At 50.0% G+C, this 12,555-nt stretch carries 16 protein-coding genes; 12 read left to right on the forward strand and 4 right to left on the reverse strand.

What is annotated here, in order from left to right; genetic code table 11:
• Window positions 1–310 precede the first annotated feature (310 nt).
• The 3 genes from rpsB to FYJ45_RS07920 all read left to right on the forward strand — a co-directional run bounded on the left by rpsB (window position 311) and on the right by FYJ45_RS07920 (window position 4,778).
• Window positions 311–1,078 carry a 30S ribosomal protein S2 gene (gene rpsB / locus FYJ45_RS07910; protein WP_025489728.1) on the forward strand — a complete coding sequence of 256 codons (768 nt, stop codon included), beginning with the start codon at window positions 311–313 and terminating at the stop codon, window positions 1,076–1,078.
• A gap of 48 nt (window positions 1,079–1,126) precedes the next feature.
• On the forward strand, window positions 1,127–2,056 hold the full coding sequence (gene tsf / locus FYJ45_RS07915) for a translation elongation factor Ts (RefSeq protein WP_154464171.1): 930 nt from the start codon (window positions 1,127–1,129) through the stop codon (window positions 2,054–2,056).
• A gap of 463 nt (window positions 2,057–2,519) precedes the next feature.
• Window positions 2,520–4,778 carry a glycoside hydrolase family 3 protein gene (locus FYJ45_RS07920; protein WP_154464172.1) on the forward strand — a complete coding sequence of 753 codons (2,259 nt, stop codon included), beginning with the start codon at window positions 2,520–2,522 and terminating at the stop codon, window positions 4,776–4,778.
• Between the two features lie 77 nt (window positions 4,779–4,855).
• Here the strand turns inward: FYJ45_RS07920 and FYJ45_RS30515 are convergent, their stop codons facing one another.
• Both FYJ45_RS30515 and FYJ45_RS30520 read right to left on the reverse strand, forming a co-directional pair.
• Entirely contained in the window at window positions 4,856–5,161 is a 306-nt protein-coding gene (locus tag FYJ45_RS30515) for a hypothetical protein (RefSeq protein WP_235930714.1), read from the reverse strand.
• 29 nt (window positions 5,162–5,190) lie between these two features.
• On the reverse strand, window positions 5,191–5,430 hold the full coding sequence (locus tag FYJ45_RS30520) for a TetR/AcrR family transcriptional regulator (protein WP_276890777.1): 240 nt from the start codon (window positions 5,428–5,430) through the stop codon (window positions 5,191–5,193).
• Between the two features lie 31 nt (window positions 5,431–5,461).
• Here FYJ45_RS30520 and FYJ45_RS30525 point away from each other — a divergent pair, with 31 nt between their 5' ends.
• The 9 genes from FYJ45_RS30525 to FYJ45_RS07960 all read left to right on the forward strand — a co-directional run bounded on the left by FYJ45_RS30525 (window position 5,462) and on the right by FYJ45_RS07960 (window position 12,037).
• Window positions 5,462–5,935 (forward strand): FAD-dependent oxidoreductase, encoded by a 474-nt coding sequence (locus tag FYJ45_RS30525; RefSeq protein ID WP_235930716.1) that lies wholly within the window; start codon window positions 5,462–5,464, stop codon window positions 5,933–5,935.
• Entirely contained in the window at window positions 5,916–6,155 is a 240-nt protein-coding gene (locus tag FYJ45_RS30530; protein WP_235930717.1) for a hypothetical protein, read from the forward strand. The genes FYJ45_RS30525 and FYJ45_RS30530 overlap by 20 nt, the downstream gene beginning before the upstream one ends.
• Complete coding sequence (locus FYJ45_RS30535) at window positions 6,142–6,447, forward strand: (2Fe-2S)-binding protein (RefSeq protein WP_235930718.1); 306 nt, start codon at window positions 6,142–6,144, stop codon at window positions 6,445–6,447. The genes FYJ45_RS30530 and FYJ45_RS30535 overlap by 14 nt, the downstream gene beginning before the upstream one ends.
• On the forward strand, window positions 6,404–7,414 hold the full coding sequence (locus FYJ45_RS07935; protein WP_154464173.1) for an FGGY-family carbohydrate kinase: 1,011 nt from the start codon (window positions 6,404–6,406) through the stop codon (window positions 7,412–7,414). The genes FYJ45_RS30535 and FYJ45_RS07935 overlap by 44 nt, the downstream gene beginning before the upstream one ends.
• Before the next feature lie 145 nt (window positions 7,415–7,559).
• Window positions 7,560–8,237 carry an L-serine ammonia-lyase, iron-sulfur-dependent subunit beta gene (gene sdaAB / locus FYJ45_RS07940; RefSeq protein ID WP_025489736.1) on the forward strand — a complete coding sequence of 226 codons (678 nt, stop codon included), beginning with the start codon at window positions 7,560–7,562 and terminating at the stop codon, window positions 8,235–8,237.
• Between the two features lie 106 nt (window positions 8,238–8,343).
• Window positions 8,344–9,228, forward strand: coding sequence for an L-serine ammonia-lyase, iron-sulfur-dependent, subunit alpha (sdaAA, locus tag FYJ45_RS07945; RefSeq protein WP_154464174.1), 885 nt, complete (start codon window positions 8,344–8,346; stop codon window positions 9,226–9,228).
• On the forward strand, window positions 9,225–10,019 hold the full coding sequence (locus tag FYJ45_RS07950; protein WP_021635902.1) for a polysaccharide deacetylase family protein: 795 nt from the start codon (window positions 9,225–9,227) through the stop codon (window positions 10,017–10,019). Before sdaAA ends, FYJ45_RS07950 begins: the two co-directional genes overlap by 4 nt.
• 173 nt (window positions 10,020–10,192) lie before the next feature.
• Window positions 10,193–11,092 carry a DegV family protein gene (locus tag FYJ45_RS07955; RefSeq protein WP_154464175.1) on the forward strand — a complete coding sequence of 300 codons (900 nt, stop codon included), beginning with the start codon at window positions 10,193–10,195 and terminating at the stop codon, window positions 11,090–11,092.
• Between the two features lie 93 nt (window positions 11,093–11,185).
• A complete protein-coding gene (locus FYJ45_RS07960) occupies window positions 11,186–12,037 on the forward strand; it encodes a DegV family protein (RefSeq protein ID WP_025489740.1) in 852 nt (283 codons plus the stop codon).
• Window positions 12,038–12,161: 124 nt separating this feature from the next.
• Here the strand turns inward: FYJ45_RS07960 and FYJ45_RS32620 are convergent, their stop codons facing one another.
• Both FYJ45_RS32620 and FYJ45_RS29515 read right to left on the reverse strand, forming a co-directional pair.
• Complete coding sequence (locus tag FYJ45_RS32620; protein WP_154464176.1) at window positions 12,162–12,341, reverse strand: TraX family protein; 180 nt, start codon at window positions 12,339–12,341, stop codon at window positions 12,162–12,164.
• Window positions 12,268–12,546, reverse strand: a complete 279-nt coding sequence (locus FYJ45_RS29515) for a hypothetical protein (protein ID WP_207708407.1) — start codon at window positions 12,544–12,546, stop codon at window positions 12,268–12,270. Before FYJ45_RS29515 ends, FYJ45_RS32620 begins: the two co-directional genes overlap by 74 nt.
• Between the last annotated feature and the right edge of the window lie 9 nt (window positions 12,547–12,555).

Consider the following 12,555-nt stretch of genomic DNA (forward strand, 5'->3'; position numbering starts at 1 on the left):
GAAGGCTACGAATGCCTAAAGGGTGTGGATAAAAACATGAAAAGGGCGTAGCGATGTGGAAAATAAATATTTAAGTATAAAAGTATCGAGAGGATTATTTACAACCTGCCAGCGCCTTTCGGCGCTGTTTTTTTGTAATCCCCCTTGCACAGGGGGATTTTTTATGTTATAATCCAAACGTTGTGACCAAAAATCACGCGTGCTGATTTCCAGGCCGGTGCTTCTTTAACGCGGAAGTGGCTGGAAAATGGGAAGAAAGCTTTCCATTGAGATGCATGCGGAAGAATTCAACCAAACGGAGGTAAGAAACATGAGCGTTATTTCTATGAAGCAGTTGCTGGAAGCAGGTGTTCATTTTGGACATCAGACAAGAAGATGGAACCCTAAAATGGCTCCTTATATCTTCACCGAGAGAAATGGTATCCATATCATTGATCTTCAGAAGTCCGTAGGAAAGATTGACGAAGCTTACAATGCAGTTTCCGAAATCGCAGCACAGGGCGGCACCATCCTTTTTGTTGGTACCAAGAAGCAGGCTCAGGATGCTGTTAAGGCTGAGGCGGAACGCTGCGGAATGTATTATGTAAATGAAAGATGGCTGGGCGGTATGCTTACCAACTTCAAGACCATCAGAAGCAGAATCGAAAGACTGAAACAGATCGAGACTATGGCCGAGGACGGAACCTTTGACGTTCTTCCCAAGAAGGAAGTTATCCAGATTAAGAAAGAATGGGAAAAGCTGGAAAAGAACCTGGGCGGTATTAAGAATATGACAAGAATTCCGGATGCTATCTTTGTCGTAGATCCCAAGAAAGAAAGAATCTGCGTACAGGAAGCTCACATTCTGGGAATTACCCTGATCGGTATCGGCGATACCAACTGTGATCCGGAAGAACTGGATTTCATCATCCCTGGTAATGATGACGCTATCAGAGCAGTTAAATTAATCACATCCAAGATGGCAGACGCTGTTATCGAAGCAAATCAGGGCGAGGCAGTTTATGATGAAGCTGCCCTGGCTACCGAAGCAACCGATATTGAAGAAGTGGCAGTTGAAGCAGAGACGGCAGCTGAATAATTTTAACTTGTAAGAGTGAAAGCAAAGCATTTCATGGAGGATAATACAATGGCTATCACAGCAGCAATGGTAAAAGAATTAAGAGAGCTTTCCGGAGCAGGTATGATGGACTGCAAGAAAGCATTAAATGAAACAAACGGCGATATGGAAGCGGCTATGGAGTTCCTTAGAAAGAACGGACAGGCCAAAGCAGAGAAGAAAGCAGGCAGAATCGCAGCAGAAGGTCTTTGCCGTATCGCAGTAAAGAATGATACAACAGCAGCAGTTGTTGAAGTTAACTCTGAGACAGACTTCGTTGCCAAGAACGAGAACTTCCAGGAATTCGTTGCAGCGGTTGCACAGCAGGCAGTAGATTCTGACGCTGCTGACATGGATGCATTCATGGCTGAGCCCTGGAATGTTGACACAACCAAGACTGTAAAAGAAGCGCTGGTTGAGAAGATCGCTACTATCGGCGAGAACCTGAACATCAGAAGATTTGAGAAGGTTACCGCAGAGCATGGCTGTGTTGTATCCTATACACACGGCGGCGGAAGAATCGGCGTTATCGTAGAAGCTGATACTGATGTGGTGAATGATGCGGTAAAAGAGTGCCTGTCTAACGTAGCTATGCAGGTTGCTGCTCTTTCTCCCAAGTATGTGGCTACCACAGACGTTCCGGAGGATTACAAAGAGCATGAGAAGGAAATCCTGATGGCTCAGGCTCAGAACGATCCCAAGAATGCAAACAAGCCTGCTAACATCATTGAGAAAATGATCACCGGCCGTCTTGCAAAGGAACTGAAGGAAGTATGTCTGCTTGAGCAGGCTTATGTAAAGGACGGAGATTTGACCGTTGCCAAATATATTGAGCAGGTTGCCAAAGAAAACGGCGCTAAGCTTTCCGTAAAGAAATTCGTTCGTTTTGAAACCGGCGAAGGTCTTGAAAAAAAAGTTGACGATTTCGCAGCAGAGGTTGCAGCTCAGGCTGGTATGTAATCCGTACCTCTTTATTCCCGCGAGCAACGAGCCAAGTAGCCATGCTTGCATGGATATTTGGCGACTGCCGCGAGGGGTGCTATGTGCCAGTGGCACATGTTTTGCACCGACCGAAGCGGAGCGTAGACCAAAGACCCCGCTGCTCTGCAGCGCTGCAAGTTTGGTACCCCGTTGCTTGCAGCGGGGTCTTTGATTTCCGGAACTGAAAAATGTGCTGAAAGCATGAATTAATAAAAAGACATCATCACTTGCAGGGAAATGCGTGATGATGTCTTTTTTTGCCGAATACTGGTAAGGACACGAATACTGGTAAGGACAGTAAGGGCGGGTGTATTAGGGAGCAATGGCATGGGAGCAACAACATAAGAATTATGGCTGGAATTTGGGCAGGGACGCCTGTATAATATTTGCAGATGTATATTTCTATTCTTAATACAGACTGAATGCAGGAGAGGACAAGAGTATGGAAAAACTGTGGAAGGAAGAACAGAAGGATGGTTTCCGTCTGATTCGCAATGAAGGGGGAAAGTGCCTGGGACTGTCCGATGGGAGCCGGGTGAAGCTAATCACTGTAGATGGCCTGGCTTTTAAAGATTTCCTGGGAACCGGAGAGCTGGCTCCTTATGAGGACTGGCGTCTTGATGCCCGGGAAAGAGCAGAGGATTTGGCGGCAAGGCTTCCCATTGAGGATATTGCAGGCCTGATGCTGTACAGCGCGCATCAGAGAATCCCGGCAGACGGTATGAATGGGCCGTTTTCCGCCACTTACGGAGGGAAGAGCTTTGAGGAAAGCCAGGCGGAGCCATGGGAATTAACGGATCAGCAGAAGAAATTCCTGACAGAGGACAAGGTGCGGCATGTGCTGATTACGGAACTGAAGGACACCGAAACCGCGGTGAAATGGAATAACAGGCTGCAGGCGCTGGCAGAAAATACGGGCTTTGGGATTCCTGCCAATAACAGTTCAGATCCCAGGCATGGGGCGGACTCCGGCGCAGAATATAAGGGAATCACCGGAGAGCCGATTTCCAAATGGGCCAATGGCATCGGCCTGACCGCCTCCTTTAATCCGCAGGAGGTATTGGAATTTGGTAAAATAGCTTCCAGAGAATATCGTGCGCTTGGAATTGCCACTGCTCTGTCGCCTCAGATAGATCTGTCCACTGAGCCTCGCTGGATGCGCTTTGCTGATACCTTTGGGGAGCATACCAGGCTGGCTGTAGAAATGACGAAGGCTTACTGTGACGGTTTTCAGACTACGGAAGGAAGCGCTGACGGCTGGGGAGAAGAGAGCGTTAATACCATGGTAAAGCATTTCCCCGGAGGAGGTCCCTGCGAGGGCGGCCGTGACGCGCATTATGCGTATGGGAAATATGCGGTTTATCCGGGCGGAAATTTCGAAGAGCATCTGCGGCCCTTTTCTGAAGGAGCTTTTGCACTGGAAGGCGGAACACAGAGCGCCAGTGCGGTAATGCCTTATTATACAATTTCTTACGGACAGGATAAGGAAAACGGAGAAAATGTTGGAAATTCCTTCAGCCGTTATCTGATTGGAAATCTGCTCCGGGAACAGCTGGAATATGACGGTGTCGTCTGTACAGACTGGGGAATTACCCATAATACCGGAAAAACCGAAGAAGAATTCGCCGGAAAATGCTGGGGCGTGGAAGAGCTTACGATAGAGGAGAGGCACTTGAAGGCGCTGGAGGCGGGTGTGGATCAGTTCGGCGGCAACAATGATATCAAGCCTGTCCTTGAAGCATATCGTATGGGCTGTGAAAAATATGGTGAAGAAGCCATGCGGAAACGTTTTGAACGTTCGGCAGTGAGGCTGCTGAAAAATATTTTCCGTACCGGACTGTTTGAAAATCCCTACCTGGAGCTGCAGAAATCTCTGGATACAGTGGGAAATCCGGAATTTGTCAAGAAGGGCTTTGATTCCCAGCTGCATTCCGTTGTGCTTCTGAAAAACAGGAACCAGGCGCTGCCGCTGAAAGAAAAAGTAAAGGTATATATTCCTGACAGGCATATCCGGCCTTACAGAAATTTTATAAGTATTCTTACTGATGACAGCGTGGTTACTCCTTCCGGGAAGAAAGCGGCCTCGAAGTGGTTTGAAGTGGTGGAAACCGCAGAAGAAGCGGATGCTGCCATCTGCTTCATTGAATCTCCGATTTCTGTGGGATATAGTCCTGAAGATCGGTCTGCCGGCGGAAACGGCTATCTTCCGGTTACATTGCAGTACAGGCCTTACATGGCAAAAAAGGCGAGAGAAGAAAGCCTGGCCGGAGGAGACCCGCTGGAGGATTTCACCAACCGTTCCTATTTTGGGAAAACAAATACGGCGGCGAACGAAGAAGATCTGGATCTGGTAATCCGAACGAAGGAACAGATGAAGGGAAAACCGGTTATAGTTTCCGTAACTGTTAAAAATCCGTTGGTATTTCGTGATCTGGAGCCTTATGCGGATGCCATTCTGGTAGAATTCGGGGTATCACCGGATGCGGTGCTGGAGGTGATTACGGGAAAATATGAGCCTATGGGCCTCCTTCCTTTACAGATGCCTGCAGATATGGATACTGTGGAGGAACAGGATGAGGATCGCGCCTTTGATATGCGCGTATACATCGACTCAGAGGGCCATGCCTATGATTTTGCTTATGGCATGAACTATTCAGGAGTTATTTCGGACGAAAGGACGAAAGAATACGGCAGGAAGTAAAGCTACAGAACACAATAAAAAAGGGCAGCTGCCCGGCACGCTTTGAAACAGAAAGAGCGCCGGGGAAAGCTGCCTTTTTATTGTCCGTCGGACTGCTTTTGGGGTAATGGCGTATGCTGCTTTAAGAGACGGGCATACTCTGCGGTCTGGCCGATAAAGGCGTCCACATCCAGCGCATCATTCCGAAGCGTTTTGTGGATGAACAGGCCGTCCAAGAGGAGAAGAATCAGCCAGGAAAGATACTGTGCATCTGCATTTTCCGTACGTTCCGCGATTTTCCCTGCAATCAGCTCTGAAAACTCCTGGTAGCGGGTGAGGAGCTTTAAGCGGATTCCCTCATTGCCGAGCATGGCGTCATAAAAGAAATGGAGACGCATATTCACTGTGGAAACATCCCTTTCCAGCACATATTTTACCAACCGTTCAGAGAGGTGTCTTTGGAGGCATCCTCCGTCCAGCGTACGAGATCATTCCATTGCTCATCAAGATATTTATCCGTAATATCGAACAGAATTTCGTTTTTACTTTTATAGTTGTAATAGAGGGTTCCCTTGGAAATGCCGGCAGTATGGGCGATTTCGGAAAGGGAGATATCGGAAAGCTTCCTGGTTTCCAGAAGCTTTTCCGTCGTATCCAGTATTAATTCTTTCACATTATCTTTTCTTGGAGCTGCCATAATAAACATGGGCCTGAGAGATTCTTCATTAGAGGGCGCCGCGCCTGACGTCCTGATTATTGGAGGCGGCATATCCGGAGCCAATATAGCAAGGGAACTGTCCCGCTGGCAGCTGGATATCCTGCTGGTGGAAAAAGAGGCCGATCTGGCGGTACAGTCCTCGGGACGGAATGACGGCGAGGTACATCCGGGTGTGGATTTGAGGAAAGGCAGCCTGAAGCAGGAATATGTGCTGAAGGGAAACCGAATGTACGATCAGATTTGTGAGGAGCTGGACGTTCCTTTCCGCAGGTGCGGGCAGTATGTGGGCTTTACGCAGTGGCGCTATCTGCCGGTCATTTTTCTGTATGTACTGGAAAAGAAGTTCCGGTGCAAAGTGAAAGACACCAGGCTGGTGGGAAGGAAAGCATTCCGCAGGGCAGAGCCGGAGCAAGACGACGGGGCATACCAAGGGAGGCGGAATGCTGCATACGGTGGATGATAATGTGCTGGTGGGGCCGGATGCTGTGGAAACCTGGGAAAAAGAAAATTTTGCTACGGAGCAGGCTTCCATTGACCGGGTATTTGCCAAACAGAAGGGTACTTCACCGGGATTGACGCAAAGAGATATTATTACCTATTTTACCGGGGTAAGGGCGGCTGCTTTTGAAGAAGATTTTATTATCGAGATGGGACGCAGGACGAAGAATGGAAGAGCGTGACAGGCTCATCAGGGAAAATCCGGATTACGGCGTTATCATTTGCAGATGTGAGGAAATCAGCAAGGGGAAAATACTGGATGCCCTGAATTCACCGCTTCCAGTATGTACAGTGGACGGTATTAAGAAAAGGCTGCTTCCGGGCATGGGCCGCTGTCAGGGAGGCTTCTGTATGCCGCTTGTGGCGCAAATTATCAGCGAGCATGAGGAAATCCCGCTCTCCCGGGTAAAGAAACCGTCTGACGGGGAAGATGGTGGATTCCGCGGCCAGTATGGTGGTCAGGGTTTCCTTTGACCACCGGACGAGAACCTGGCAGAAAAAAAGTGATCTCACCAGGCCCGTCTTTCCCATTGAACCGGAAAAACTCTGTGAGATCGTGGAGCCGGGAGATATACTGGGACGTGTATCGGCAAAGGCATCTGCGGATACGGGGCTGCCTCTCATTGCCTCAGGTTCGGATAAGGCCTGTGAAATCCTGGGATTAGGCTGCATTACGAAAGAAAAGGCGGCGATCAGCTTCGGAACTACGGCCACGGTAACCTTTACCACCGATGCCTATGTGGAGCCGGAACGTTTTATTCCGCCTTATGCGTCGGTGATGAGGGGACATTTTACGCCGGAGATAGAAATTTTCAGGGGCTACTGGCTGGTTTCCTGGTTCAAGCGGGAATTTGCCGCCAAGGAAATCGAAAAGGCGCAGACTTTGGGAATTTCCGCGGAGGAGCTGCTGAACCGGCGGCTGAAGAAAGTGCCGGCAGGATGTGAGGGACTGATTTTTCAGCCCTATTTTACGCCGAATACCACCATGCCGGTAGCAAAGGGGGCTGTGATCGGATTTTCCGATGTGCATACCAGGATACATATTTACAGGGCCATAATTGAAAGGATTAATTTTGCGCTTATGGACGGGCTGAAGCTTCTGGAGAAGCAGTCAGGACATAAATTCCTTGAAATCTATGTGGGCGGCGGTGCCCAGAGTGATGAAATCTACCAGATTACGGCGGACATGTTCGGACTTCCCGTTATCCGCACGCAGACCTTTGAGGTTTCCGGGATCGGAAGCGCTATTGCGGCCTTTGTGGGTATGGGAGAGTTTACAGACTATGAAGAAGCGGTGGGCAGCATGGTTTTCAAAAAAGATTTCTTTTCCCCGGATATGCAGCAGCATCAGATATACAATACGCTGTATGAAGAAATTTTCCGAAATATTTACGGACGCCTGTTTCCGCTGTACCAGCGTCTGAACGATATTTATAAATAACACAATTTGGCACAAAAGCTCTGAAAATGCTGGACATGAACGGCATGGCAAAGGTATAATAGAAACGGAAAAACAAATACTAACAGAACAGACAGGCCCTGCAGCTATTACAGGTTTGCAGGGCTCTTTTCAGGAGGAGCGTACGGTGAAGCATTATGGTGTTTTTGATATGATTGGTCCGGTGATGGTGGGGCCGTCCAGCAGCCATACGGCGGGTGCGGCCAGACTGGGCCTGCTTGCCAGGCATCTTTGCGGGGAGGATATAAAAAAGGCCCGCTTTTACATGCATGGTTCGTTTGCGGAGACCTATAAGGGGCACGGAACCGACAAGGCGCTTCTGGCGGGGATTCAGGGAATCCGGTACGATGATGAACGGCTGAAGCAGGCCTATGAGCTGGCGGCGGAAAAGGGGATTGAAGCGGAGTTTATTCCCGCGGATCTGGGAGATGTGCATCCGAATACCGTGCACATGGAGCTTATCACCCAAAGCGGCAGGCTTTTTACCATGACAGGAAGCAGTATCGGCGGCGGCAGCGTCTGTATTACGGAAATCGACGGCGTGACGGTGCAGTTTTCAGGGGAAAGACCGATTCTGGCTACCAAGCATACGGACGAGCCGGGGGTGATTGCCGGAATTACCGCGATTCTGTATGCCTATCGGATCAATATAGGAAATATGCAGGTGAACCGTACTGATGACGGCCGGACCGCATGTATGTATATGGAACTGGACGGGGAGCTTCCGGAGCATTTGAAAAATGCGCTGGAGAGGGTATACGGAGTGAAACAGGTACTGCTGCTCAATCCGGGAGATGTGGGCTGACGCCCGGCAGTGGCTGTGAAGGAACCGGACAGTTACGAAGAAAGAAAGGAGCTGTGCAGGTGTCCCGGGAAATGGGATGCCGGGAGGACAGCGGGCAGGGAAGATTATGTTTATACTGGATACGGAAAATCTGATCAATACATTAAAGGAAAACAATCAGACGCTGTGGGAATATGCACTGAATCAGGAGGTGGAACGCAGCGGCAGGACAGGGGAAGAGCTCAGGGAACAGATGGACCAGTCGCTTTCTGTGATGGAGCGCTCCGCGCAGAAAGCGAGGAGGGAACCGGTGCGTTCCGTAAGCGGGCTGACCGGCGGTAATGCCTGCCTTTATGAGCAGTACCGTCAGGAAGGGAAAAGCCTTTTGGGGGAGGTGGCATCGCTGGCAGTGGGCATGGCTCTTTCCTGTTCGGAAATCAATGCCTCCATGCAGTGCATTGTGGCCTGCCCTACAGCCGGCTCCTGCGGTATCGTGCCTGCGGCTGTTCTGGCATGTGCGCAGAGCAGGGGACTGGATCGGGAATGCATGGTAAATGCTTTATTTACGGCTTCTGCCATAGGGATTATCATAGGCAGCCGGGCTACGGTTTCCGGAGCGGAAGGCGGGTGCCAGGCGGAATGCGGAGCGGCTGCGGCCATGGGTGCGGCGGCTGTTGCGGAAATGCTGGGCGGCTCACCGGAGGCGGCATTCCATGCTGCGGCCATGGCTCTGAAAAATGTACTGGGACTTACCTGTGATCCGGTGGCCGGGCTTGTGGAAATCCCCTGTATTAAGAGGAATGCCTCCGGGGCCATGAATGCCCTGCTTTCTGCGGATCTGGCGCTGGCGGGAGTGAAGAGCTATATCCCCTTTGACGAGGTGGTGGACGCCATGTATGCCATAGGGAAGGCGATGCCCCAGTCAGTGAGGGAAACGGCCAAAGGCGGACTGGCGGTTACGCCTACGGGAATGCGGCTGAGACACGGAAACAACAAAGGAGAAGAAAAATGACGGTAAAGACGAATTTATTTCCCGGCGGGGTAAGACGCGCACTAACTATGAGCTATGATGACGGACAGCTTTTTGATGTCCGTCTGGCGGCTCTTTTTGACAAATACCATATCAGGGGAACCTTTCATCTTAACAGCGGCAATATCGGTAAGGAACGTTATGTAAAGGAATCGGTGCTGGCACAGCTGTACCGCAACCATGAGGTTTCCGTACATACGGTGACCCATCCTTATCTTACGCAGATCCCCGATACGGGTGTGCTTACGGAAATACTGGAGGATAAGAAGATGCTGGAGGCGGCCTGCGGTTATCCGGTACGCGGCATGTCTTACCCCTTCGGCGCATATTCGGAGCATGTAATCGAGCTGGCCCGCAGCTGCGGCATGGAATACAGCCGGACGGTGGAGGCCACAGGCCGGTTTGATCTTCCTGAGGATTTTATGAAATGGCATCCGACAGCCCATCATAACGGGGATTTGAAGGGACTCTGGAAGCAGTTTAAGGAACGGGATTTTGATCAGATGCTGCTTTTTTATGTCTGGGGCCACAGCTTTGAATTTGATGGTGCGGACAACTGGGAGGTAATGGAAGAATTCTGTAAAATGGCGGCGGATCAGGAGGACGTATGGTATGCCACGAACATCCAGATCAAGGATTATGTGACAGCAGCCAGAAGCCTGGTTTTCAGTACGGACATGCACATGGTATACAACCCGTCCGCTCTTGACGTCTGGATCAGTGTGGACGGTGAGCCCGTCTGCATCCGTGCCGGGAAGCTGTGGAAAAGATAGATGCTGTCCGGACTGACCGTAATTTATCAGAAAATTTACCATAGAATGGCAGATTAGGCTTTACTGATAAGCGGAATAGTGGTAAAACTGTATTTGTGCGGCAAAGCAGCAGGACACGCCGATGTGTCTGCCTGGTTCGTTGCCCGCGGAAATCAACAGGAAAGTGAAAAAACATGGACAGCAATTTTCAGATTATCAGTGACGGCTCCTGCGATCTGCCTCCGGAGCTGGCAGAAAAAAAACACATTCGGGTGGTGCCTTTTTACGTGTCCTTCGATAATAAGAATTATCAGAAGGAAATTGAAGAGATTGGAATCCGGGAGTTTTATCAGAAGATGGTGGATAACCCGGGCGTTTATCCCAAATCCTCCCTCCCCTCCATCCAGGATTATTATGATGCCTTTGAAACGTACGCCAGGGAGAAGGTTCCGGTTTTCTGTATCTGCATCACCACAAAATTCAGCGGCTCCATGCAGTCGGCTCTGTCCGCAAAGAAGCTGATTCTGGAAGATTATCCTGAGGCGGTAATTACGGTGATGGATGCGACGGTGAATACGGTGCTTCAGGGGCTTCTGGTTCTTCAGGCGGCGGCCATGCAGGAGAGCGGGGCAGGGTATGAGGAAACGATTGCCAGGATCAAAGAAATCAGAAGCTCCGGCAGAATCTTTTTTACGGTAGGAAATATGGAATACCTGAAGGCCGGCGGAAGAATCGGCAAGGTGGCCGGCGCGGCAGGCGCCCTGCTTGGAATCAAGCCGATTATCACTCTGAAGGAGGGAGAAATATTTCCTTCGGGAATCGGTCGGGTGAGAAAGAAAACCATGCTGAAAACAATTGATCTGCTCCTTGCCTATCTGCATGAGAGGGCTGCGGATATCAGCCGCTATTCCATCGCCGTAGGTTACGGCTATGACATGGCGGAAGCGCAGGAGTACCGGGCGCTTGTCCTGGAACGCCTGCGCGGTGAATACGGCGAGGTGGCTCTGCCTGTTTACCAGATTGGGGCTACGATTGGAGTGCACACCGGCCCTTATCCGATTGGCCTTGGCATTGTGGAGAAAGCCCTGCTTTAAAGAGCGGCTAAAAAGCCGTGAGAGACGTAACAGGCATCTGGCCTGTTTGACGAATCGGGATGAAGGTACGTAAAAAAGAAAGGCATGGAGAAAATGAGTTCAATAAAAATTGTGGCGGACAGTACCTGTGATCTGTCACCTGAACTGATCCGGGATTATGGAATTACCATTCTTCCTTTGAATATTGTGCTGGATATGACAAGCTACAGTGATGGTGAAGAGATTTCTCCGGATGAGATTTATGTCTGGGCACAGGCCAATAAACGGACGCCGAAAACAGCGGCTGTCGCATTTGACAGGGCGCTTGCGCTTGTAAAGGGCATGAAGGAAAATCAGGAGGAAGTGATTTTTATCGGAATTTCCTCAGAAATGTCCACGACCTGCAATGTGATGCGGCTGGTAAAGGAGGAGCTGGAATATGACAGAATGTTTATCATTGATTCCAGGAACCTTTCCACAGGTATCGGCCTGCAGGTACTCCGGGCTGCGCAGCTGGCGCAGGAGGGCCGGAGCGCGGAAGAAATAGTAAAGGAAATCGAGGAAGCCCGTGACAAAGTGAGAGCAAGCTTTGTCGTGGAAAGACTGGATTACCTGGCAATGGGAGGAAGATGTTCCACTGTAACAGCCCTGCTTGGCGGAAAGCTGAACCTGAAGCCCAGGATTGAGGTCAGCCAGGGAAAAATGTCCGCCGGGAGGAAATACAGAGGCGCCCAGGATAAGGTCATCATGAAGTATGTGCAGGATATGCGTGACAACCTGCTGGCGGCGGACGGGCACAGGGTATTCATTACCCATTCCGGCTGCCCTGATGAGGTAATCCGGCAGGTACGGGATTTCCTGGAGGGGCTGGAGCATTTTGAAGATATCCGGGTGACCAGGGCTGGCGGCGTAATTTCCAGCCATTGCGGGCCGGGAACGCTTGGCGTTTTATATTATGAGAAATAGTTACGGTAAATAAAGATATGGCGCGATTTATAGGAACATATGAATGAAATGTGCAAAAGGGGATACGGCTTCCGGGAAGGAAAGCCATATCCTCTTTTGTAATACCCCCTTTTGCACAACGGCATCAGCCATTGTTTGCAAATATGTAATTCGCCAGCCAGAACAGCAGGAAGGTATGGGCGGGATAGAAAACATAGAAGAAATATTTCAGCACGGGCCCCTTCTGCCTGTTATATCGCAGCATGAATGGCAGCGCAATGATCATCATCCACTGTGTAGCGTTTCCTGTTCCTGATGTAAACATTTCCGAACTGAACTGTGTAATACAGGAATTGTACAAGGAATATGGCGATGAGCAGAAGCGTTCCCTTTTTTCTGTCCCGGAGGAACAGCTCAATCGTACTGATGATAACCCCGGTCAAAAACATGGGGAGGAAGATGTTATGATTGCCATATCCGTTTTCCGTTACCATGAGACAGTTATCCAGGGCATAGCCAAAAACGGTCATAAATATGCT

The sequence above is a fragment of the Eisenbergiella porci genome, from assembly GCF_009696275.1.
Lineage (GTDB): Bacteria > Bacillota > Clostridia > Lachnospirales > Lachnospiraceae > Eisenbergiella > Eisenbergiella porci.